The organism is Bradyrhizobium pachyrhizi, assembly GCF_001189245.1.
In the GTDB taxonomy this organism is placed as follows: Bacteria; Pseudomonadota; Alphaproteobacteria; order Rhizobiales; family Xanthobacteraceae; genus Bradyrhizobium; species Bradyrhizobium pachyrhizi.
Map to the genome: position 1 here is coordinate 61133 of NZ_LFIQ01000027.1, position 19767 is coordinate 80899.

The following is a 19767-nucleotide window of genomic DNA, read 5'->3' on the forward strand; positions in this document are numbered from 1 at the left end:
CACATCATCTCCTCTAGACCGCGATGCGGGCTCGCGAATTCGGCAAAAGCCTGGCGCGAAATGCTGCCGTCAGCGACGGGAGCAACTGCATGGCGTCACTGACGATCGCGACGTGGGCGAAGTCGAGGATCGGCGCATTCTTGTCGGTATTGATGGCGACGATCAGGTCCGCGCCCTCCACGCCGACCCTGTGCTGGATCGCGCCGGAAATGCCGGCCGCAATATAGAGCTTTGGCCGAATGGTCTTGCCCGTCTGGCCGATCTGCCGATCAGACGTCACCCACCCCTTTTGCACCAGAGGACGCGAGCAGCCAAACTCGGCGCCAAGCAGAGCCGCCAGTTCGCGCACCAGCCGAAAATTCTCGGGCGATCCCAGTCCCAAGCCGCCGGCTACAACGACATCGGCATAGGCTAGATTGGACGTTTCGGAATCTCGGTCGGGAATGAATGTCAGCACTTTCGTGACGATATCGTCTTCAACGAGGCCCAGCGGATGGATAATAATGCGAGCGGCATCGCGTACGATGCGCTCGGGCATCGGCATGACGCGCGGGCGGACGGTTGCCATCTGCGGACGATAGTTCAAGGTATAGATCGTGCACAGCAGCGAGCCGCCAAAGGTCGGACGCGTCGCCGCAAGCGAACCATCGGCGTCGACGTCGAGGGCGGTGCAGTCGGCGGTGAGCCCTGTCGACAAGGTGGTCGCCACCGAACCTGCAAGATCGCGACCGAGTGTCGTCGCGCCCAACAGCAGAATTTCAGGCTTGTAGGTGTTGACGAGTTCGGTTAGCGCTTTCGTATAGGATTCGTTGCGGTAATTCGACAGAACATTATCGCTCACGAGATAGGCCAGATCGGCTCCATAGCAAAATGACTCCAGCGCGGCGTTGCGCGTCGGCTGCCCTTCCGGACCGATAACGACCGCGGCGAGATTCACCCTCAGCCTGTCAGCAAGCCTGCGCCCCGCACCCATGAGCTCCCAGGAAACCGGATGCACCTGGCCTCGCTCCTGCTCGACGAACACCCAGACATGCTTGTATGCCTTAAAGTGCTCCGGCAGCTCTTTTTTGGCCGCCGCGCGGCCGGCCGCCGTCGGCGCGGCCGCTTTGGTGACATTGCTCATGCTTTAAATTCCCCTCAATAATACGGGCGCCCGCGCCACAGGATCGCTTTCCACTTCGGTTGGCTAGGATCACCTTTGATCAGCAGGTGGCCGGCTGCTCGGTGGTCCTGTCTGCTCGGTGCGGCCCAATCGCGCAACGAGAGACGTCGCCTGGGGTGAGCGTACCTGGCGTGTCAGATTCCGAGAGCGCCACGACACAGGTTTCCTGCGCACTCTATTCGACCAGCGCCAGCGAGGCGGCGAGGCCGCGTCGATCGCTCTGTCCGACCCTCTCCATGCTCGAGTACGCGGCTCCGCTTGCTGCGCAATAGCTACACTTCGCTTTCGACCTAGCGGTCCACATTGGCTGTGACAAGCAGGGTTATTTTGCCACCACATTGTCATGCGATCCGTGTTTAGCCTCCAGCGCCCGTGGGCCAACATGCGCCCCTTCTCCAGGCCAATATTGCTATCGGCCGCGGGGTAGATGTGCGCAAAATCGGGCACCAACTTGAAGCGATGCATACCTTCCCTGGCTGCAGCGTGGACGGACGACTTACCCATTGACCACCATTTTGCGCTCGATACCGGCTTCAATCGCATTCGGATGGCACTGCGTGAGCATGAGCCACGAGATGATGCCGCAGCTCTCGGCAGGCAGTAGAATTAACGTGAAAGCTTTTCCTTCAAGTCTCATCTTGGACGGCTACCATTTGTCGACATCGATGACAGGATCGGCACCACAACAGCAAGTGTCGTACCAGTTGCAAGAACCAAGAAAAGGCGGGCGGAAGCAACGAGTTGGGAGACACCTAGAATGGCTGCTAACACCCAGGGCATGGCCAGTCCGAACATGGGTCGGGAATACGACAGCGCGCTCGAACCATAATTGTAGGCAGTTGATCTGGATGAAGAGAAAGACTGCACGAGGGGCTGCCACGACGCCATTCGGGACAAACCTCGCTGCGGTGAAGCGCAAGATCACTTCAGCTCGCTCAATGGGACAAAGGCCTTCGGCTTGTCATGCTCCGTGGCCGCATCCTTCAAAGCCTTAAATACTCGCTCGTCGATTGGCGACGATGCCACGAAGTCGGCATAGGCCTGCTCCAGCATCGCTTTGCAACGAGCTCTGATGTCCGGCTCCGCGGCACCAGCGAATTGCTCCTTGGCAAAATATTGTCCCATGCGCTTTAGGATGTGAAGGCGCGCGACATTGACGATCCTGGGATCGTACTCGACGTCTAGCAGCAAAAAAAATTCTTCCGCTGACGAGGCCTTGCTGAGCCGGTCCAGGATACCGGCTGCTGGGTGCGAGTTACTCATCCAAAATCTCCTTTTGAACTTGCTTGTGGACATTCGGCGAAAACGCGGCAGTGCCCGGTGATCCTGCTGCAGCCCCGACCTCGTACAACCAAACGGAGGCAGGCCGTCGTCGTTGCTGCCGATCAGCTAACAGTCCTGTCCTCGCGGCGCCTGGCTTTAGAATGGTCTGCGCAAACGTTGCTGGGCAGGCCTCTTCACGCGGGGCGGGGCGCCAAGCTTCCGCACACTTCGCGCCAGATCGCCGCGACTGCTTCGCGCTCGACTGGTAGCTTGTGCTCGATGGCATGCCTGCGGACTTGCGACAGGATCTGTCTAGCCTGATCGGCGCTGGCGACGAGCTGTAATTCAGTGAGTAACGCAGTGATCGCCGAGAGCCCAGAATGCTTGCCGATCACAAAACGGTTGCAGCGCCCAAGCAGAGCCGGATCAAGCGACTGGTAGGTGCGTTGATCCTTTAACAGGCCATCCACATGAATGCCCGATTCGTGCGTAAACACATGCTCTCCGACGATGGCCTTGTTCAGAGGAATCGCACGTGCGGCTGCGGCTGCAACCACCACGGCGACGTTCTCGAGTTCCGGCAATATGATGCCGGTCTCGCAGCCATAGAGCTGCTTGAGCGCGACTGCGACTTCTTCGAGCGGTGCATTTCCGGCCCGTTCGCCGAGGCCGATAACGGTTACCGACGCGTGGCTCGCGCCAGCCTTGATGGCAGAGAGCGTATTGGCGGTTGCGAGGCCGAGATCGTCGTGACCATGAAACTCGAGTTCGAGATCCGTGGTCGCACGCAAACTTCCGACCAGCGCAAAGGTTGTGTCCGGGTCGAGTACACTAAGCGTATCGGCAATACGAAATCGACGCGCTCCCGCCGCTCTTGCCGCAGCTATCAGTCTAATGAGAAAATCGATATCGGCGCGGGAGGAGTCCTCGCCGCCGACGGCGACCTCAAGTCCCCGCTCACGCGCATAATCTACCACTCGCTTCACTTGTTCCAGCGCCAGATCGCGACGACCGCCAAGCTTGGCCGCGATCTGTACATCGGAACTCGGGATCGACATATTGACCATGGACACCTTCGCTTCGATCGCCGCGTCGATGTCTGCTTCCCGCATCCGGCACCAGCCTATGGTGGTCAGTGGAAGCTCTGCTTCGACGACAGCGCGGATGGCGGCGATCTCCTCCTTGCCCATCGCGGGCGTTCCCGCCTCGATCTCCGTCACGCCGGCCCGGGCCAACGCCTGCGCGATCGCCAGCTTTTCTTCTGTGGTGAACGCAACGCCGGGCGCCTGCTCGCCGTCACGTAACGTCGTATCGTTGAGCACAGTCGGCTTGGCGCGCGCCTGCTCGGGCCAAGACTGTTTGGTGGTGGCGGCCATCACGAAAGGGCTCCTTATTGTTCTTTGATCCACCTACGCTTCAGCAACCCGCGTGCCAGCCCGCCATCCCTGGCAACCCATTGAAAAACGCAGTCTTCCTCGGCTAGCTTCCTTCAAATGATTTGTCGCAAACGCGACAGATTTAGGAAGCGGACGCCTCACCTTGCCTCTTGCCACGCTGGCTCGAAAGCTAACCCGGTTGTGGCACGCCGGGATGCAGGAATGGTCGCGGAGCCCTTGCGGCTTGCCACCTTGGACTCATCGTCGCATCGAAACGGCGTGAGCCGCGCCCTTCGACTCCTGCGGAGGTCGCCAAAGCCCGTGAGGCGTTCTCAGATGACTGTGAGATCGACGATCCTTGTGACAACTCAAATGGGCCAGTCGCCGCTGACGTCCGGGCGAGCCGCCTGCGACAGAAGGTCGCGGCGGCGCTCGGCCATCCGGCTCTCGCCGCCCTCTTCGCCGAAACAGAGATTGAAGTCGTCACATTGCGTGCACACGGGCGTTGTGCACATGGCGAGACCTTCGTCCTCGCACAGCGAGCGGTAGAAGAAGCGCTTCCAGCGCATATTGTTGATATTGCGCGCGGCGAGCGGCGAGAAGTGGCGGCTTAGCAGCCGAGAGAGTTCGCCACGATTGCGTAATCCGAGATCTTCCCACAGGTGATCTGGCTCTATGGCGCGGCGCGCGATCATCGCGGCCAGCCAGCCGCCGATATGCCCTTCCGTCGAGCGTTGCTTGAGCAAGAGATCGCGCACCATCGCTATCTCGTCATTCTCATCGCACTTAAACGCCAGGAGCTGCTCCGAGATATTGACCTCAACCGATGGAAATTGCTGCGCCAGCAGGGTCGCCAGCTGGTGGCCGGACAGGCCGGCCTTCTCGGGAAGCGGGCCACCATCCATCGAGGCGGCCGCCAGGATTGACGCCAGGATATGGCAATCGAAACTGCTGTCGGTCGCAATGTCGGCATCTTCAGGAGACACGCCAGTGAGCGCTCGGTAGGTCGCAATTCCTCTTTGCACCTTGCTGCTCGCGTCGACGGCGCAAGAAGCCATAAGCGGAAGGAAGTGCGCTTCTGGCATGATGTCTTGGGTTCCCGCAGCTGTCACGTTTGCCCCGCTCCACTCTGGCTGTCAGATAATCGTCAGAACGCCGGTCTCCCCGGATGGGGGGTGAGGGAGACCGGCATCCGTCGCGCGCCTTCACAAGGCCGCGACCCGCGACCTTTACGAGGCCGCGAGTTCGGCGGCGGTCTTGCCGACGATGGATTCGTCGACGGGCTTCATTATGCCATGCTCCATCAGCATGTCCTCGAGCTCGTCCATGGAGATCGGGGTCGGAATGATGCCTTTGCCGCCATTGTTGTGAACCTTGGTCGCCAGATTGCGATAATGATCGGCCTGCTGCGAATCGGGCGCATACTCCAGCACCGTCATGCGCCGTAGCTCGGCATGCTGCACCACATTGTCGCGCGGCACGAAGTAGATCAGCTGAGTGCCTAACTTCTTGGCCAGCGCCTCCGCCAGTTCGAGCTCCTTATCGGTCTGCCGCTCGTTGCAGATCAGGCCGCCCAGCCGCACGCCGCCAGAGTTTGCGTATTTCAGGATGCCTTTGGAGATATTGTTCGCGGCATACATTGCCATCATTTCTCCAGACATCACGATATAGATCTCCTGCGCTTTGTTTTCGCGGATCGGCATCGCAAAGCCACCACAAACGACGTCGCCGAGCACGTCGTATGAGACATAGTCAATGTTCTCATAGGCGCCGTTCTCCTCCAGGAAATTGATCGAGGTGATGACGCCGCGGCCGGCGCAGCCGACACCCGGCTCAGGACCACCGGACTCCACGCAGCGGATGTCCTTGTAGCCGACCTTCATCACGTCCTCGAGTTCGAGGTCTTCCACGCTGCCAGCGCTCGCTGCAAGGCTCAAAATCGTGTCCTGCGCCTTGGCGTGCAGGATGAGGCGGGTCGAGTCCGCCTTAGGATCGCATCCCACGATCAGGATTTTCTGGCCCATCTCGGCCAGTGCCGCCAACGTATTCTGGGAAGTGGTCGACTTGCCGATGCCGCCCTTTCCGTAGAACGCGATTTGTCTCAGTGAAGACATGTTGTTCTCCATCAACCGATTTGCCAAAAGTTGCGTGCTTCCGACACGCGAGCTTGTTTCTCTCTCAGAAACGGGGCACACGGGTTCAAGGGAAGGAGCGCATCGCTCGTCTTACGCGTCGGCGTGCACCCAGCCCTCACTCAGTGTTGCTGCAGCTCAACAGCAATCGCCATGCCAACACTGTCCGCGCTTATTAAGCTTCTGATTACGCTCTAGAAAGCCAACGAAACGCTGAGCGACCCCAGGGAGATTTGCACCGGACAGGATCTGCGCGGCTGTCAGAAAACGAACAACGGCCACACCCATCAACCGGAAAACGCCGGTTTGGCATGATCTGGTCCGATTTCCTCAACTGGAACGGGACTTGCTCCTCTTCTTGCAAGAAGGTGGCGGCAATTTGCGGAGAGCAATATGCAGATCGAGGTCACAACCTCTAAGGCAAGTGGCCGGCGATGGGGTTCGTGGTCGAGGATGACGAGATCAATTGTGCGGCTGACCTCCCGATTGATCCATCTCATCAGATCGGCGCGCATAGCTTAATGGCAGCAAGAAGCTGCTTTACAAGGGCCCTGCAGGTCGAAGCTAAATGAGGTCCAGCTCTGCGCCGATCGTTCAGCTCAGCTTACCGACATAGGTATACCATGGCGACAATCCTCTTTTATCAGAAGCCCGGCTGCGTAAGCAATGCGCGTCAGATGCTGGCGCTGAAGGCCGCTGGCCATGATGTGATAGCCAAGGACATATTGAAGGAGCCGTGGGCTGCGGAGCAATTGCGACGCTTCTTCAACAATATGCCGATCGCATCCTGGTTCAACCGAGCCGCACCTCGTATCAAGTCGGGCGAAGTCAATCCTGACGCGGTCGACGCAGCGAGTGCACTCGCGTTGATGCTTGCAGATCCACTCCTGATCAGGCGCCCGCTAATCAACGTCGATGGCTCTCGATGCGCCGGATGTGATCATGAATCTGTGCTGTCGCTGCTTGGCCGGGACACGCCAGATGGCCTTGAGGGATGCTACCAGGAACAAAAGAGCACGCACTGTCCGTAAATGTGAGGATGCGATCGATCATAATACCATGCCGCCAACCAATGGAACAACGTCCCTCCCACTTCCGGCTTTTTCAATATGACCGACGGCAGTTCGCTGAGAACGCCGACGTACGTGGCTCTTCGTAACCAGCGGCGCTCAGATTTGCTCGGTTTGAATATGACCTTTCCGTCGCCAGCGATATATGACACCGCCCAGTTCGACCGCGTTTATTGCGCATGATTCCTGCAGCCTGCGTTTGGTCGGAGCTTCAAGCCGAGATACGGGCTTATTGAATAGATTCGGCTCAGACAGAACATTGAACTGAATAACGATCCGCACGGAACAGCGACGCTTCGTGATCCTTATGCAACGTGGCTGCATAATTGCGCTACGCCGTCTCGCCATTTGATCAGCATCAAATCTTTCGTCGTCCTCCATGTGTGACAGAGATCTCGCGCGACTTTGCGCGCGAACTTTGGAATGGAGAATTCGATGAGGACAAAAACAATTCTGACGACGGCATCGCTCCTTGCGCTCACGTGTCCGTTGGCCAGCATCTCGGTACAGGCCGCGGACCTGGCGCGGGCCCCGATCTACTACAAAGCACCTCAAATCGAACCCTTCAATCCGTGGATGATCCGCCTGCGCGTGCTGGGCGTTTTGCCGGATACCGCAGGCAGCTCCGTCAATGTCGCCGGGGCGCCGCTGCTGTCCTCGCCCGCTTCCGGCCTATCGATCAGCGACCAAGCGGTACCGGAGCTCGATATCACCTATTTTTTCACAAACAACGTTGCCGCCGAACTCATTCTCGGCGTGACCCGCCATCACATCAGCGGCACCGGCACGCTAAATGGCCTGGATATCGGCAAAGCTTGGCTGTTGCCGCCAACACTGACACTGCAATATCACTTCACCGATTTCGGCCCGTTCAAGCCCTACATCGGCGCGGGCATCAACTACACCGTATTCTTCAAGCAATCGGCAGCCAATACGTCGCTCGCCGGCCTTGCGGTGACGGATTTGCACATCGGCAACCAGTTCGGCGCTGCGGTCCAATTCGGCTTCGATTACATGCTTGACCGCCATTGGGGCCTCAACTTCGACGTGAAGAAGTTGTGGTTGCGGCCGGATTATACGGCGACCGTAAACAATGCGATCGCCGTCACCGGCCGCGCCAATATCGACCCATGGCTCGTCAGCGGCGGCGTCACTTACAAGTTCTGAAGCTAGACACACGCTTCAGTGAACTTTCGGACGCGCCGAATCGTCGGGTGCGTCTCCCCCCGCTGTAGTGCAGTCCAAAGGTGAGCGAGATGATGTATAAAAGATACGTCGTCTCGCCGAAGGCCGGGAGCCATTCGCAGCATTGCACTCGCTGCGGACTACGAACGTGGCGGTAAGCTGTGGAACACAAACAGATCGAACCAATAGCGATTCAAATGATCCTGCTCGTGTTTATCGGCGATAGCAGAAGCGGCTGCTCGCTTATCAGAGCCTAGAATTCAAGCCGGCACGCTACCGTGTGAAAATGACCGCCTTGCGAGAACTTGAGTTCATGGCTCTTCGACTGCGATCATGAGCAAGACTCAATCGAGCCTCCCTCCAATCGAATGTTGCGGACAGGGCCATAGCGACGGGTCAGTCGTCCGCCGCTGCGCACGTACTGGAAGCATTAGGGCACCGGTCATCGTCAACTGTTCCGAGATGCCAGCTATTGGCCGGATAGGCCAGCCACGTTTGATACCCCGGGACGAGCGGCGCTAAAGCGAGGCCTTTAGCTTCGCCTCAGCACCATCACAAGGCGGTCGACACGTTTGCCCTGCTTGAGATGGGATTCTACGATTTCATCAACGTCTTCAGGAGTGGTGGCGCGATACCAGACTCCGTCAGGATAGACAACCATCAAGGGACCGGAGTTACAAAAGCCAAGGCAGCCCGCCACCGTGAAACCGACATCGGTGAGGCCTTGGGCTTCAATTGCCTTACCCAACCGATCCCAGAGGGCCTGCGCCCCAGAAGCGCCGCAGCTGCCATGCGGATGATTCGGCGGACGCTGCGTGTGGCAGGCAAAGACGTGATGTCTATAAAGTTGAGGAAGCTCGAATTCAGTTTCTGCGTTCATGCGCCTATCCTGCAATCAACGGGCTTCGTCATCTGAAAGAGACAATATCCGAGCGTATCCGCTCAAACAATCTACTCTTCAGTCGAACGCCGCATCGACCAATTGATGCTACTAATTCCCACTCGAGCTTGCGAAAGCAGGCGAAATGAGCGGGCGACATAATGATGATTATCGCTGAATCAGCGACAGATTCTCGGCATCTGTTTCACCCTCGCGATACTCTTCCTCCGTATCACTTACGCAACCACCAACCTCTTCAAGCAAGTTCCGCACCAGATGCGTGGCACTCATTTCTGCAATCGCTCTCATTCTCCACGCCGGCGCGTATGCCAAGGTTGCGACAATGTCGCGCTCCACTGTTTCGTGCATGACAAGTGTCGCATCGCGCTTGACACTCTGCCGCTTCCGCCTTTTGCATTTCGAGTTCGCACGCAAAATCGCCGGGCCACCCGCACGTGCCCGCTCATGCGTTCGACCTTGGCCGCCGCCGTCGGCTGTCCATCGTGGCGGCACTCGCTAAGGGCATCGCATGAACGGAAGCGTGGAATTGCAATTGCTACGCCCGCTTCGGCGACCGTCCAAGGATCGCGACACAGGATCGTCATTCCTCCAGACCAAACGGTCCTGTCAGTCTGGGTCCCCCCATTTCACCCAGCCCAGACGATGCCCTCGGCGAACTTGTAACTGCCGAGGGCATTTCCTCCTTCGCGAAGATATTGTATTCAGCGGGGGCAATGGCCTGCTGGCTTGATTTGGTGAGCTAGCGCCGAATCACCTCGTTGGTACCGCCCAAGATCGCGGTTGCATGCCCGGGATACGACGGGCCGCCTGTTTGCCCCTCAAGTTCAAAGGCATTGACGCGCGGCCGCGCCAGCACTCACAAGTACGATGACATTATTCGGTGGCAACGCGCCGGGGCAGCAACTTGAGCAACGGCCAAGTGATACGCCTGTTAATCGGGATGGATCGTTATATCCATGGTTTCGTCGCTGTCCTCAAACGCATTGGAAAACCGATCGTCCTCCAGCAGCTTGACGCCACAAAGGCAGACGTCACCTTCGATAACGGCGAGCGCAACCGGCTCAAGCGCTTGTCCATTGCACGGACCATCGATGCACAACCCAGTGTCGATCTCAAATCTCGCACCGTGCCGTCCGCATCTAAGAAAGGAGCGATCGGAGGAGAAAAACTCGCCGGAGCCGATGTTGAGCCATACGCTGTCATGAGGACAACGATTGACGTACCCTAGATAGTCGTCGCCGAAAGTGCGAACCACGACAATTGGAAAAGGCCGGCTCTCGCCGCTGTCGTCGATCCGCGACAAGCTAAAGCCCCTGGCGTTACTCCGCTCGATGGCGTCGGCCGGACACACGGCGAACACCTCGATCTGATCACCGATCGGGCCGATCATCCCTTTGCTCATCCGGGCCTCACAGTTTCCTGTTTGAAGGCTTCGACCGCTGCCCGGGCCAGGCGAAAAGCGCCGCGGCCACGTGCAAGCGGCCGATAGGTCGATCCAGCGCGGGTGCTGAGAACATCAAACCATTGGGTCGGCGTGAGCTTCGCTGGGCGCTCGCTGATTTGGATCACCCTCCCGTTCGGAGCGAAGCGGACGTGAATGATGACTTGTTGCGAGTTCATAGCAATCCCGTATTTGGCCGACTTTAAAGACCCGAGCTTGGCGCGCCTCGACCGCGGCTTGGAGACCGCGCCTCGCTACCTGCAAGCAGGTCTTCTTCGCGCGCGGGCCGGTCCTCGCTCGCCTTGCTCATCTCGCGCAATGTCACAAAAGTCGCATCATCGCCGTTCAATCGTCCTCCTTCCATGTGGTGGATGACGCACGCTCAGTAGATCGCTGCCCCTGCGCCCACGTTGACCGACGCATCTTTCATGGTCTCGACAATAAACTCGATCTTGTTATTCGTGAGATGGGTGTGAAACGGAAGGACCAGAGCGCGATCGGCGATCTTTTCCGCAACCAGGAAATCGCCACGTCGATAGCCGAGCTCAAAATAGTGGCGTTGCAAGTGCAGCGGATGGCTATAGGCGGCGGATTCAATTCGAGCGGCGCGCAGATCATCGACGATGGCATCGCGGCTGGATCGAGTGAAGCGTGTCCCGAGATGGACGAGATAGAGCAACCAGTTCACCTCGGTCACATGGGGACCAACATAAGGCGGCTTGATGCCCTCAAATGATTGCATATGCGCGTTGTAGAGCTGATCTACCAGCCGACGACGCTCCAGGATTTCATCGAGACGCTTGAGCTGCGCCAGCCCCAAGGCGGCCGTGAGATCACTCATGCCGGCCTAGTATGGTGCTGTGGCACCGACGATCACTGAGGAACGCTCGTCCAGGCAGTGGGCGCGATAGCGACGCAAGCCAACCGCGATCTCGATATCGTCCGTTACCATCATTGCGCCTTCGCCACAGCTTAGAGCCGAGGGCTGGGCAAAGTCGAACACCGCCAGATCGCCAAACCGGCCGACGAGCTCGCCCTTGTAGCGCGATCCGATTGCTTCGGTGGAATCCTCCAAAAGCGCCAGATGATGGCGCTGCGCGATCGCCCGCAGTTCAGACCACCGCGCGGGGTGACCATTGGGATTGCCGGCGACAATCGCCCGCGTGTTGGCCGTAATGCGCTCTTCGGCTTTCTCTGGGACCAGGGTTCCCGACCAATAGTCAATGTCAGCAAACACCGCCCGTGCGCCCGCAAGACCGATCGCATGGACCGTCTCGCGAAAGGAATAGGGCGAGGCGATGACCTCCTGCCCTGGCCCGATGTCGAGCGCCTTGAGCGCCAGCAGGAGCCCGATGGTGCCGCTCGAGACCGCAACGGCATATTTGCGGCCAAGATAGGCTGCAAAAGCCTGCTCGAACGCCTCAGTGCCCCACCCATTGGAGATCTGCGGTGAGCACAGAACCGTTTCCACGGCGGAGAGCTCGGCGAAGCTGATATCGGGATCAGACAGTGGAATGAAGGATGTATTTGCCTCCATCCTCTCCGCGCCATCAAGCCGATGGTCTGCGAATTCAATGCCACTCACCGGGCAACATTCCTTTTTGCCAATACGACGCCGGTTGCCCGCCCCGGATCCGCTGTAATCTGCACGCAGTGATCCGACCCATCGAGCAAATGCAAGTCAAAGTGAGGAAACTGCCGGAACGGCCGATCCGCCACATCCGACGCATCGCAGCGCACGCACGCAAGCTGCGGAAAGCGGCGCCGCAGCTCGATAAACGGGCCTGCGTCAGGGACATCAGCCGCAAGTAGCCGTTCGATTTCGATCAGTTCCTCCGCTGTGAGCGCCATCATGGCTCCTCTATCACTCGTCAAAGGCGGTCGTCATTGCCAGAACAGACGCTCCGGATCTGCGTCCAATTCATCGATTGCTGAAGTCAGGCGGTGGTAAAGGCTGTAAAACTCCCAGATCCCTCGCGCGTGATCCTTGCAAAACAGCTTCCAAATCCCACTCACCGCATCATATAGAATTAGCGCGACATCAACGAGACCGCCATCCTTGTCGATATTGCGCGAGCAACAGGGACTCTCGATCAGATAGCCACCCCTCACCGGCGTCACATTCGGCGAGACGTAGAGATAGCGCTTGCGCGAGCTCAAGCCGCGCTCGATCCGCTTGCGATCGACCTCGTTTGGGTGAGGGACCAGCCCGGTCTTTACCTTCCTCATCAGCGCGGCAGTCATCGCGAAAGCTCCCCTTCAGAGCACCGTGATTTCTTCTTCGAGACAGCCAATGAGCAGCTGCTCACCAAAATCAACAGTATAGATCGGCACGTCCGCTTCGGTATGGATAGCGACCCCGACGATTTCGCCGGTTGCTCCGGCGCCGAGAACGAGCCCCTCCGGTTCCGTATTGGGAAACGAACCATCGTTGATGAGATCGACTACGGCTTTAACGCGCTGGCCCCGCCGATACTTCGGAAAGCGGACCTCAGTCATGACACAACCTCTTCCGGCAATGGCAAATCATCGATCTCCTCGCCGGCGTCCACCGGCTCAAGCTCCTTGCGCTTCATGCCAACGCGATAGCCGCTTTCCAGAAACTCGACGCCGTAGATGTAGAATTGCTGCAGGAACGTGCCGATCGAAACGACGTAACCCACGTCGCCCTTCTTGACCAAAATCTCGCCAATCTCCTTGCCGCGATAGGTGCCATCATTGCGGATGGTGCGATTGGCTCGCACCTTCTCGCTAAAGCCGAAGACAGGCGGCCCGCTGAGCTCGATCACGTCGCTGTCGCGGACGATTTTATTCATGCAGCTCTCCCTCAAACGCTGCCATACCCGCGCGAGCGAGGTCCTGCATCGATTTGTCCTCATCCTCGAAGACGCTTGGCGATTCACCAGCGGCAATGCAGCGCGCCATTTCATGGCGGACGTGCCGGTCAGGATCGCGCTGTGGAGCAGTTTGCGCCTTCGGCAGCAACCGTTGTGTGTTTTCGAACCGCACGGAGGCGTCCGGGTCGATCGCCATGGCTAGCGGCCACTCATTTTGGACATCGCGTGCCACAATGTGGCGGAACTCGACCTCCTCATCGCTCATCAATCGGTCGAACGGCTGCGGCGTGATGCGGCGCGCGACGGCACGCTTAACTTCATCCTCCTGGCCGGCCAGCATCGGCGTCACTCCCTCGCATCAAACGAAGATCCGGGCCGGACGAGGCTGCGATGGGACCCGTTTCGCAACCGCAGGAGCAAGCGCATGAGCCGCATTCCTGGACACGGTTTCGTCCACATCATCGAGCAGCGGCGGCAATCCGTTCATGGAGCTCACCTTTAGGCCGACGCCTGGTAGCGCGGCAAGGACCTGTCAACGACACAAGTATTGTCGACCGGACAGACGGCGACACATTGCGGCTCGTCGAAATAACCTATGCATTCGGTGCATTTTGCTGGTTCAATCACGAAGCTCCCCGCCTTCTCCGAGATTGCAACGTTCGGGCATAAGGGTTCGCAGGCTGAGCAACTCGTACACTGCGAGGCGACGATCTTGAATGGCACATGACCTCCCTACGCCGCAGAGATCAGGGCTCTCTGCCGAATAGACGCGTCGCCGCGCTTCGCGTGCTGAATCTCACCGCTTTTCACCTTGTCGAGATACCACCGGAACCAGGCGACCGCCGACTTCTCGATGAACTCATGCGCGTATTGATCGATCGGCTCGATTCCAGCCTTGATCAGATTGCTTTTCGGGCAACCGCCGATTTTGGCCACAAACACCGCATGGCAGTCATGGATGCTTCGGATGATGGTCGAAAGCCTATCCTCCTCGCCATAATCGCCCTGGCAGTAGGCGTCCACCCGGCGGTGGCCGACGAATTTTGTGCCCGAAGTGGAAAGTTCGTAGATTTGGAATTCCTTCGCATGTCCAAAGTGCTCGTTGATTAGCCCCGAGCCTTTGGTTGCGACTGCCACCAGAAGCGAGATCTCACTCGCTTCTCCAGCCAATTTCCCGAGCTCGGCTTTGCTGGCCGCGGCTTTGGCGGCACGCTCATCCTCCAGGCGGTCTTGATAAGCCTTGCGCATCTCGAGGTCATATTCGACGTCCATCTTCATGACCTGATCGGTGGTAAACTCTGCGCTGCGATCCTCTCCGAGCAGACCCACAGCATCGGCCCGGCACTGACGGCAGTGCCGCATCATATTTATCTCCCCTTCACAAGAATCTTGCAGCGCCTTCAATTCCCGCGCTGTCGGCCCGCGCTGACCGTTGAGGCCAAATACTGTGCCGTACTCGGGTGCGGAGATCAGCGGCATGATATTGTGGAGGAAGGCGCCGCGTGACTTCACCGCCTGGTTGACTTCGACCAGGTGATGGTCGTTGATATGCGGGATCATCACAGAGTTGACCTTGCACAAGATTCCCCGTTCGCTAAGCATCTCCAGGCCTAGCAGCTGGCGATCAGTGAGTATCCTTGCCGCGTCGATTCCGGTGTAGCGCCTGTGGTTGAAGAAAATCCAGGGATAGATCTTGGCGCCGATTTCGGGATCGATCATGTTGATGGTGATCGTGACATGGTCAATCTTGGACTTGGCGATGACCTCAACGTAATCTGGCAGACTCAGGCCATTGGTTGACAGACACAGCTTAATGTCCGGAGCCGCTTTGGCGACGAGTTCGAACGTCTTGAACGTCTTTTCTGGATTGGCCAGCGGATCGCCGGGACCGGCGATGCCAAGCACGCTCATCTGAGGAATAGTGGCGGCTACCACAAGCACTTTCTTTACTGCCTGCTCAGGCGTGAGCTTCTCGCTCACCACGCCCGGGCGTGATTCGTTGGCGCAGTCGTATTTGCGGTTGCAGTAATTGCACTGGATGTTGCAGGCTGGCGCCACCGCGACGTGCATGCGGGCGTAATGATGATGCGCCTCTTCGCTGTAGCAGGGATGGTTCTTCACCTTTTTCCAGGTCTCGGTCGGCAGATCGTCTTGCCCCCCCCGCGAGCCGCAGCTCGCTTGGCCGATGTTGGACGAGGTGCGGCAGCCCTTATGCTCGGCGGTCGGCTGCACCATCTTGCCGGCATCTACCGCAGCTTTGGCATATTCGCGCCCGACGACCGCGTTCATTTTCCACTTCTCCCTGAAGGCAATCATCGGCTTCTCAGGACCAACCCGAGCGCCTCAAGAAGAGCAGTAGCAACTCACATGCCATCGCGGAGACGCTGACATTGCAGCCATGCGCCAAAGAGTTAGCGGGAACATTGACGCCAACGCATGCAGGAAAAGCGATCATGCGCATGCAAGAAACGCGACAAGTACGTCGTGTTTCTGCCGCCGAGCTCTACGGCCGCGTGCATTCATTCACCCGCCAGGCTCGCGCCCGGCTCCCATCCCTATTGGCTTTGATGTGATGCGGCCTCTCACAACAGGCCAATGCGAGCTGGGCGATCCGGCTTCGCAACGCCACTAACGGGTGAGCAGTATCTCGACCGCGCGAGGCAGTGCAACCGCAAGCGGCGTCAAGCCTTGCTCACGTAGAAAACGGAGCTCATTGCGTGAAAGTGCATCCACGTCAATGATCGCATAGTGCGTGTTGGCCGAACGTTTGATGATTTGCCGGGCGTAGCTACGCAACAGTTGATCGTTAAAGCGACAGCCGAGAAAGAGAAAGCTCTGTCCGATCCGCCTTTGCTTGATGATGTCCGGAATAGGTGTCTGGATGTCGATTTCCGTCAGCACCTCGACATAATCGGAGTCTGAAATCAGGAAGTTCTTTGCCGGCTGCACGCTGCCGTGCGGCTTGTACAACACCGTCGCCCAGCCGTCCGCTACGATACTGTCGACCTCCTGGCCAGCCGAGTCATAAAAGCGATACCAGCGATTCTCGCCAATGCCGGCGCGGGTGGTACCCTGCACTTCGCCCCATTCATCGTGCTTGTCCAGCGCCGCGCGCATCGACCCATCATACCAAGTGTCAACTATGATGGGCAGTGACAGAGACGCAAGATGATAGTGCAACGGGATCGGCGCGACCGGCCGAGCGAAGGCGTGCGCCATCAATGCCGCCACGGTGGAGCGATGTTTGCTGATCTCGATGTGCTGCGCCGCGGCCCATACGTTACCCTTGGCCCGCCGCGGCAGCGCAACCTTGCTGCCGAAGAAATCAGATAACGCCTCGGGTGTCGTCGGCACGTCGGGTCTCGACAGTTCGGCGAGGCCAGGACCGAGATAGGGAACAACGCTCGCAGCCCTCAGCCCGGCAGCGACGTCCGCGAGAATGGCCTTAGCATCGGTCGCGTGGACAAAATCGATTTGCTGGGTCGCCTTCACGGACCGTCACCGTTTTCGCCCCGTTTTTTGGCGTTGATTGTCACCGGCAAGCGCGTATCGCTTGCCATCTGCGGCAAATCGAGCACCCAGCCATTAGCTATTTTGATCCAGCCGCCCCATAGCGTTTCGTGCTCCGATTCCACGATCGGCTCTTCGAGATCCTTTTTCGGCACGTAGATCGACAGGCCCGCGTCGGGGGAGCGGCGGATCATGATCTTCACGAACTCAACTCCCCCGAATGCGTAGCATGATTGGCCAGACTGGCAGACTCCCGCAAGTTGGCGCGCAGGCGAGCCACGATGTCGGACAGTACGCATACGACCTCATCGACCTCCGCAACAGAGGTTTCACGCGACAGGGAAAAACGCACCGCGCCGCGCATGCTCCGCGATGGCACCTGCATAGCGCGCAGAACATGCGATGGCTCCATTGAGCCGGAGTTGCAAGCTGATCCCAGCGACACGGCAATGCCCGCATGATTGAGATGATGGACGATAGCTTCGCCATCGAGATCATCGAAGGCAATATTGGCCGTGTTCGGTAGCCGGTTGCTGGCACCGCCGAGCACCGCGCACTCGCCATTGTGCAAAATCCCCTGCTCCAGGCGGTCGCGCAATGCACCAATGCGAACACGCTCCGGCTCGAGCCGCTCGACCGCCAACTCCGCAGCTTTTCCAAGACCGACGATGCCGGGGATATTCTCAGTTCCGCCGCGGCGCCGACGTTCCTGCGATCCGCCCCTGATCAGCGGGCGGAATTTTGTCCCTTTGCGCAGATAGAGCGCGCCGATCCCTTTCGGGCCATGCAGCTTATGCGCTGAAAGCGACAGCATGTCGACCGCACTATCCTTTAGGTCAACACGTATCTTACCTATGGCCTGGACCGCATCTGTGTGAAACAGCGCGCCTGCCTCACGGGTCAACCCGGCTAGAAACTCCACCGGAAAAATCGTACCGGTCTCGTTATTAGCCCACATGATCGAGACGATCGCTGTGCGTGGACCGAGCGCGCAGCGAAACGCCTCGACGTCGAGCCGGCCGTGGGAATCTACGGGCACGATATGCGTCTTGACGCCTTTCGTCGACAATTGCTCGACCAGCGAAAGGATGGCGGAGTGCTCAACCGAGGTGGTGACGATCTCGTCGCGGTCCTCCTGGGTCGCAAGCGCCGAGAGGATGGCGGCGTTATTCGCCTCGGTCCCACCGGAGGTAAAAACGATCTCCTGATCGTGGGCATTCCCCAACAGATCCTGCAAGCTACGGCGCGCCTGCTTCATCGCAATCGCGACCTCGCCGCCAAAGGCATGGCTGGATGACGCATTGCCGAATTGCTCGGTGAAGAAGGGCAACATGGCTTGCACGACGGATGGATCGGTCCGCGTCGTCGCATTGTTATCGAGATAAATCGCCACTTGCCCCTCGCTTAATCTCATGCCTTGGCTGCGGCAGCAACCGGGATGACAGACGAATTCGCCTAGCCTATCGGCAAGCCACGCCTGAATGCTTTCCAGCGACCCGCCCGGAAGCTTGCAGAATGCGCAGGCACCAGGCTAACCGCGATCCGCTGCCATCGAGCCGAATCAGCCGACTGTGGCCGCCGCGTTGCAAAATGGATCGGATAACCTCGATTACGGCGCGAATACGCAGTTCTCGGCCGTTCGCGGCTGTCCGCAATTGCCTCAGTTTGCTCTGATTCAGGCAGCATGCTTGACGTCTCTTCCAGACTAGCTGAACGATTTTCCGCAGGAGCAACTCGAGGCGGCGTTCGGGTTATGAAAGGTGAAGCCCGGGCTCTCCAGCGCCATCGCGAAATCGATGGTTGTACCGACCAGATGCTCATGGCTCTTGCTGTCGACAAACACCTTCAGGCCACCGCACTCGATCACCTTGTCGTCGGGCTTCGGTTCCTCGGCCAGACCCATCCTGTATTTGAACCCGTTGCAGCCACCTGCTTCGACCATAATGCGCAGGCCACTTGCCGGCTGCGTCGATGATGATATCGCGCTCTTGACCGCATTCACCGCGCTATCCGTCAGGTTGATCATGACTTATCCTTCATCTGCTCAGGGCTGCCTGCCAATGGCAAGTCATGTGCCAGCATGCAGACGTTTGATGATGTTCACCTTTTCGGGTCGTGCCTGTTGGCTTTGGAACTCGTGTCGAATTTCCGACAAGCCGGCTTGATGCGGTCGGAGCCATTTACGTCCCTTCCTTGCAAGCAACGCCGAAGACTGCTGCGCACGGGCGGCAAGCAATTTGCATTGCGTCTCGCACCGGCCGGCGCGTCGGTTAAACGCTTAGATCGAGGACGATTTTAATGACTGCAATCGAGAACACCGCACTCGGTAGACTTGAGAAGGAGGGCCGCCTGCTCAATGCCGTATTCAAAGGCGGGACCATTAAGCCCGGCCGGTTCGGCTTTCGCGGCGACGTCGCACTGAAATTCCAGGCCCAAGTCGCGGACGAGAAACGGCCGCCGGACTATTCGATCGAGCAGGTTTTGACCATCGCGCAGGACGGAGAGCAAACCATTCCGGTGCTGGCCGGCTATCTGCATTCCTTCGCGTATCTTGCCGACGTTGCAGGCGTGCTGGACGGCGCGCTAAGCCGCGACGGCAGCTACTTCATGTTCTGCAACAATATAGATCTGCTGGCGAAATACCGAGTCAAGCTTGGCAATGCTACGTTCCACGTCCTCCCGTGCGATGAGTCCACAGTTTGGAAGGAGATGATGGACCTGGTCGGGATCAACAAGGACGACATCAAGAAGCTCGATTCAGGTGGCAAGCTTGATTACCTGCTCGATGCGGCAAAGACTCTCGATCTGTCCTATGACGAGATCTCGTACGAAGATGGACTGAAGAGGATGGAACCCGTCAAGAATCGCAATGAAAATCGACCGGTCTGAG

The 19767-nt window shown here is 58.5% G+C and carries 22 protein-coding genes and 1 pseudogene; 3 read left to right on the forward strand and 20 right to left on the reverse strand.

Annotation, left to right across the window (positions count from 1 at the left end; genetic code table 11):
- Positions 1 to 13: 13 nt before the first annotated feature.
- The 5 genes from AKL29_RS03590 to nifH form a co-directional block, all read right to left on the reverse strand.
- A complete protein-coding gene (locus tag AKL29_RS03590; RefSeq protein WP_050383121.1) occupies positions 14 to 1123 on the reverse strand; it encodes an electron transfer flavoprotein subunit alpha/FixB family protein in 1110 nt (369 codons plus the stop codon).
- Between the two features lie 960 nt (positions 1124 to 2083).
- Positions 2084 to 2425, reverse strand: coding sequence for a nitrogenase stabilizing/protective protein NifW (nifW, locus tag AKL29_RS03595; protein WP_050383122.1), 342 nt, complete (start codon positions 2423 to 2425; stop codon positions 2084 to 2086).
- 194 nt (positions 2426 to 2619) lie between these two features.
- Positions 2620 to 3801 (reverse strand): homocitrate synthase, encoded by a 1182-nt coding sequence (gene nifV, locus AKL29_RS03600; RefSeq protein ID WP_050383123.1) that lies wholly within the window; start codon positions 3799 to 3801, stop codon positions 2620 to 2622.
- 368 nt (positions 3802 to 4169) lie between these two features.
- Complete coding sequence (locus AKL29_RS03605) at positions 4170 to 4886, reverse strand: nitrogen fixation protein NifQ (protein WP_167350375.1); 717 nt, start codon at positions 4884 to 4886, stop codon at positions 4170 to 4172.
- Between the two features lie 144 nt (positions 4887 to 5030).
- A complete protein-coding gene (gene nifH / locus AKL29_RS03610) occupies positions 5031 to 5915 on the reverse strand; it encodes a nitrogenase iron protein (protein WP_028336705.1) in 885 nt (294 codons plus the stop codon).
- 641 nt (positions 5916 to 6556) lie between these two features.
- Between nifH and AKL29_RS03615 the strand changes: the two genes are divergently transcribed.
- Together AKL29_RS03615 and AKL29_RS03620 are read left to right on the forward strand one after the other, a co-directional pair.
- The gene (locus AKL29_RS03615; protein ID WP_050383125.1) at positions 6557 to 6964 is read left to right on the forward strand and encodes an ArsC/Spx/MgsR family protein; all 408 of its coding nucleotides are present in this window, start codon (positions 6557 to 6559) and stop codon (positions 6962 to 6964) included.
- A 474-nt stretch (positions 6965 to 7438) separates the two neighbouring features.
- Positions 7439 to 8170, forward strand: a complete 732-nt coding sequence (locus tag AKL29_RS03620) for an OmpW/AlkL family protein (protein WP_167350376.1) — start codon at positions 7439 to 7441, stop codon at positions 8168 to 8170.
- Between the two features lie 550 nt (positions 8171 to 8720).
- Here the strand turns inward: AKL29_RS03620 and AKL29_RS40290 are convergent.
- From AKL29_RS40290 to AKL29_RS03690, 15 genes and pseudogenes are all read right to left on the reverse strand, one after another.
- Positions 8721 to 9068, reverse strand: coding sequence for a (2Fe-2S) ferredoxin domain-containing protein (locus AKL29_RS40290; RefSeq protein WP_080667215.1), 348 nt, complete (start codon positions 9066 to 9068; stop codon positions 8721 to 8723).
- Between the two features lie 168 nt (positions 9069 to 9236).
- Positions 9237 to 9437, reverse strand: a complete 201-nt coding sequence (locus AKL29_RS41615) for a hypothetical protein (protein ID WP_152977415.1) — start codon at positions 9435 to 9437, stop codon at positions 9237 to 9239.
- Between the two features lie 583 nt (positions 9438 to 10020).
- Entirely contained in the window at positions 10021 to 10491 is a 471-nt protein-coding gene (locus tag AKL29_RS03630) for a Rieske (2Fe-2S) protein (protein WP_244481737.1), read from the reverse strand.
- Positions 10492 to 10912: 421 nt separating this feature from the next.
- Positions 10913 to 12067, reverse strand: a pseudogene (locus AKL29_RS03640) (DegT/DnrJ/EryC1/StrS family aminotransferase).
- Positions 12068 to 12111: 44 nt separating this feature from the next.
- Positions 12112 to 12381 (reverse strand): DUF6129 family protein, encoded by a 270-nt coding sequence (locus AKL29_RS03645; RefSeq protein WP_050383169.1) that lies wholly within the window; start codon positions 12379 to 12381, stop codon positions 12112 to 12114.
- 33 nt (positions 12382 to 12414) lie between these two features.
- On the reverse strand, positions 12415 to 12774 hold the full coding sequence (locus AKL29_RS03650; RefSeq protein WP_050383129.1) for a DUF3024 domain-containing protein: 360 nt from the start codon (positions 12772 to 12774) through the stop codon (positions 12415 to 12417).
- Positions 12775 to 12789: 15 nt separating this feature from the next.
- Positions 12790 to 13029: a nitrogen fixation protein NifZ gene (locus AKL29_RS03655; RefSeq protein ID WP_028336711.1), complete on the reverse strand. Its 240-nt coding sequence runs from the start codon at positions 13027 to 13029 to the stop codon at positions 12790 to 12792.
- Positions 13026 to 13346 (reverse strand): nitrogen fixation protein NifZ, encoded by a 321-nt coding sequence (locus AKL29_RS03660; RefSeq protein ID WP_050383130.1) that lies wholly within the window; start codon positions 13344 to 13346, stop codon positions 13026 to 13028. Before AKL29_RS03660 ends, AKL29_RS03655 begins: the two co-directional genes overlap by 4 nt.
- Positions 13339 to 13707: a hypothetical protein gene (locus tag AKL29_RS03665; RefSeq protein WP_050383131.1), complete on the reverse strand. Its 369-nt coding sequence runs from the start codon at positions 13705 to 13707 to the stop codon at positions 13339 to 13341. The genes AKL29_RS03660 and AKL29_RS03665 overlap by 8 nt, the downstream gene beginning before the upstream one ends.
- A 158-nt stretch (positions 13708 to 13865) precedes the next feature.
- Positions 13866 to 14090 (reverse strand): 4Fe-4S binding protein, encoded by a 225-nt coding sequence (locus AKL29_RS40295; RefSeq protein ID WP_082190464.1) that lies wholly within the window; start codon positions 14088 to 14090, stop codon positions 13866 to 13868.
- Positions 14091 to 14099: 9 nt separating this feature from the next.
- A complete protein-coding gene (gene nifB, locus AKL29_RS03670) occupies positions 14100 to 15656 on the reverse strand; it encodes a nitrogenase cofactor biosynthesis protein NifB (protein WP_050383132.1) in 1557 nt (518 codons plus the stop codon).
- 339 nt (positions 15657 to 15995) lie between these two features.
- A complete protein-coding gene (locus AKL29_RS03675) occupies positions 15996 to 16859 on the reverse strand; it encodes an SIR2 family NAD-dependent protein deacylase (protein ID WP_050383133.1) in 864 nt (287 codons plus the stop codon).
- Positions 16856 to 17080, reverse strand: a complete 225-nt coding sequence (gene nifT, locus AKL29_RS03680; protein ID WP_050383134.1) for a putative nitrogen fixation protein NifT — start codon at positions 17078 to 17080, stop codon at positions 16856 to 16858. Before nifT ends, AKL29_RS03675 begins: the two co-directional genes overlap by 4 nt.
- Positions 17077 to 18291, reverse strand: coding sequence for a cysteine desulfurase NifS (nifS, locus tag AKL29_RS03685; RefSeq protein WP_050383135.1), 1215 nt, complete (start codon positions 18289 to 18291; stop codon positions 17077 to 17079). The genes nifT and nifS overlap by 4 nt, the downstream gene beginning before the upstream one ends.
- 291 nt (positions 18292 to 18582) lie before the next feature.
- A complete protein-coding gene (locus AKL29_RS03690) occupies positions 18583 to 18903 on the reverse strand; it encodes a HesB/IscA family protein (RefSeq protein WP_028336716.1) in 321 nt (106 codons plus the stop codon).
- Positions 18904 to 19175: 272 nt separating this feature from the next.
- On the opposite strand from AKL29_RS03690, the gene AKL29_RS03695 reads away from it, so the two are divergent.
- Complete coding sequence (locus tag AKL29_RS03695; RefSeq protein ID WP_050383137.1) at positions 19176 to 19766, forward strand: hypothetical protein; 591 nt, start codon at positions 19176 to 19178, stop codon at positions 19764 to 19766.
- Position 19767 lies beyond the last annotated feature (1 nt).

What these genes read in the sequence shown, in the direction of transcription:
- AKL29_RS03690 (WP_028336716.1), bottom strand. Translation starts at nt 18,903, where the DNA reads ATGATCAACCTGACGGATAGCGCGGTGAATGCGGTCAAGAGCGCGATA.
- AKL29_RS03695 (WP_050383137.1), top strand. Translation starts at nt 19,176, where the DNA reads ATGACTGCAATCGAGAACACCGCACTCGGTAGACTTGAGAAGGAGGGC.
- AKL29_RS40290 (WP_080667215.1), bottom strand. Translation starts at nt 9,068, where the DNA reads ATGAACGCAGAAACTGAATTCGAGCTTCCTCAACTTTATAGACATCAC.
- nifV (WP_050383123.1), bottom strand. Translation starts at nt 3,801, where the DNA reads ATGGCCGCCACCACCAAACAGTCTTGGCCCGAGCAGGCGCGCGCCAAG.
- AKL29_RS03660 (WP_050383130.1), bottom strand. Translation starts at nt 13,346, where the DNA reads ATGAATAAAATCGTCCGCGACAGCGACGTGATCGAGCTCAGCGGGCCG.
- AKL29_RS03655 (WP_028336711.1), bottom strand. Translation starts at nt 13,029, where the DNA reads ATGACTGAGGTCCGCTTTCCGAAGTATCGGCGGGGCCAGCGCGTTAAA.
- AKL29_RS41615 (WP_152977415.1), bottom strand. Translation starts at nt 9,437, where the DNA reads ATGCACGAAACAGTGGAGCGCGACATTGTCGCAACCTTGGCATACGCG.
- nifH (WP_028336705.1), bottom strand. Translation starts at nt 5,915, where the DNA reads ATGTCTTCACTGAGACAAATCGCGTTCTACGGAAAGGGCGGCATCGGC.
- AKL29_RS03650 (WP_050383129.1), bottom strand. Translation starts at nt 12,774, where the DNA reads ATGACTGCCGCGCTGATGAGGAAGGTAAAGACCGGGCTGGTCCCTCAC.
- AKL29_RS03620 (WP_167350376.1), top strand. Translation starts at nt 7,439, where the DNA reads ATGAGGACAAAAACAATTCTGACGACGGCATCGCTCCTTGCGCTCACG.
- nifS (WP_050383135.1), bottom strand. Translation starts at nt 18,291, where the DNA reads ATGAGATTAAGCGAGGGGCAAGTGGCGATTTATCTCGATAACAATGCG.
- AKL29_RS03645 (WP_050383169.1), bottom strand. Translation starts at nt 12,381, where the DNA reads ATGGCGCTCACAGCGGAGGAACTGATCGAAATCGAACGGCTACTTGCG.
- AKL29_RS03605 (WP_167350375.1), bottom strand. Translation starts at nt 4,886, where the DNA reads ATGCCAGAAGCGCACTTCCTTCCGCTTATGGCTTCTTGCGCCGTCGAC.
- AKL29_RS03630 (WP_244481737.1), bottom strand. Translation starts at nt 10,491, where the DNA reads ATGAGCAAAGGGATGATCGGCCCGATCGGTGATCAGATCGAGGTGTTC.
- AKL29_RS03615 (WP_050383125.1), top strand. Translation starts at nt 6,557, where the DNA reads ATGGCGACAATCCTCTTTTATCAGAAGCCCGGCTGCGTAAGCAATGCG.
- nifB (WP_050383132.1), bottom strand. Translation starts at nt 15,656, where the DNA reads ATGAACGCGGTCGTCGGGCGCGAATATGCCAAAGCTGCGGTAGATGCC.
- AKL29_RS03590 (WP_050383121.1), bottom strand. Translation starts at nt 1,123, where the DNA reads ATGAGCAATGTCACCAAAGCGGCCGCGCCGACGGCGGCCGGCCGCGCG.
- AKL29_RS03665 (WP_050383131.1), bottom strand. Translation starts at nt 13,707, where the DNA reads ATGCTGGCCGGCCAGGAGGATGAAGTTAAGCGTGCCGTCGCGCGCCGC.
- nifW (WP_050383122.1), bottom strand. Translation starts at nt 2,425, where the DNA reads ATGAGTAACTCGCACCCAGCAGCCGGTATCCTGGACCGGCTCAGCAAG.